A 1,089-nucleotide genomic window follows, 5' to 3' on the forward strand; every position below is an offset into this window, starting at 1 on the left:
CGGGGTTGTCGGTGGGAACATCGAGCCCGTCCATCTTCTCGAGCCTGCCGGGTCGGTGTACGTGAACGAAGGCGGCCTAGATCTGAGGCTGCCGATGAACCCGCGGGCGACGCTACTCGCGGCAGCAGCCAATCCCCTATGGCGGGGCGGCGTGCTGTTCGGGGACGCGCTGGTCGTGGGCCCGGTAGACGAGGACGGCTGGGACACCTCGGCGCCGGAGGACTACACGAAGGTTCTGCTCGCCGAGACCGGCTGCCGGTTCCACGTCGAGTTCCAGGCGCCGTCCAGCGGCCGGCGCAGGCGGCTACCCGGCCTGGAATGGACGGGGAAGTTCACCGCCTACGCCGACGGCCTGCGTCTCGCCGACGGATTTCCCGGGATGGCGGTACGGGTCGTTCCCGCCCCCTGACCCGCAACGCAAGCAACCCCACCCCCGATCTTTCCCCCTTTCTTCTGCTGGAGTCCGCATGAGTGCACAGGTGACCGGCGTGCTACTGCCGTCGGATGTCCTCCTTCCCCTGAAAATCACAACATTCCAGCCCGACGATCTCCCTCTTCTTCGGGAGGTGGTGGGAGGAGATATCGAAAGGGTTGACCTTCTCCAGCCGGCCGCGACGCTGTACACGAACGAGGACGGTCCCCGACTGAGGCTGCCGAGGAACCGACGCGCCACCCTGATCGCGAGGGCAGCGAACCCCAGCAGACGCAGCCGGGAGATCCTCGGGGACGCGGTTCTCGTCGGACCACCGGACGACAACAGGGTGGACACCTCGGTTCCCGCCGACTACCGCGACGTTCTGTTCACCAAGAAAGGCCGTTTCCGGGTGGAGTTCCAGTCGCTGGCGGACGAGCGGCGCATACCGCTTTCACACCCGGTGTGGTCGGACGTCTTCCAGGCATACGCCCAGGGCCTGACCATCGGCCGGGCACTGCCACGGCAGGCGGTACGCGTCGTGCCCGCCTGACCTCTGACCATCAGCCGCCCGGTCACCGACGAGCCAGCCGGTGCACCTGCGGCCACCCGACCCACACCCCGCCGACCTCCCACCCACGATGATCGATGTGCTGGTTGTGCCAGCCGATCTCCGC

The 1,089-nt window shown here is 67.5% G+C and carries 2 protein-coding genes; both read left to right on the forward strand.

Going from position 1 to position 1,089, the window contains the following annotated elements:
* Positions 1–409 (forward strand): DUF3846 domain-containing protein (locus FF36_RS31280; protein WP_044888820.1); only part of this gene is annotated, 409 nt, incomplete at its 5' end.
* A gap of 58 nt (positions 410–467) precedes the next feature.
* Positions 468–965, forward strand: coding sequence for a DUF3846 domain-containing protein (locus tag FF36_RS31285; protein WP_082122402.1), 498 nt, complete (start codon positions 468–470; stop codon positions 963–965).
* Positions 966–1,089 lie beyond the last annotated feature (124 nt).

The organism is Frankia torreyi (assembly GCF_000948395.1).
Classification (GTDB): Bacteria; Actinomycetota; Actinomycetes; order Frankiales; family Frankiaceae; genus Frankia; species Frankia torreyi.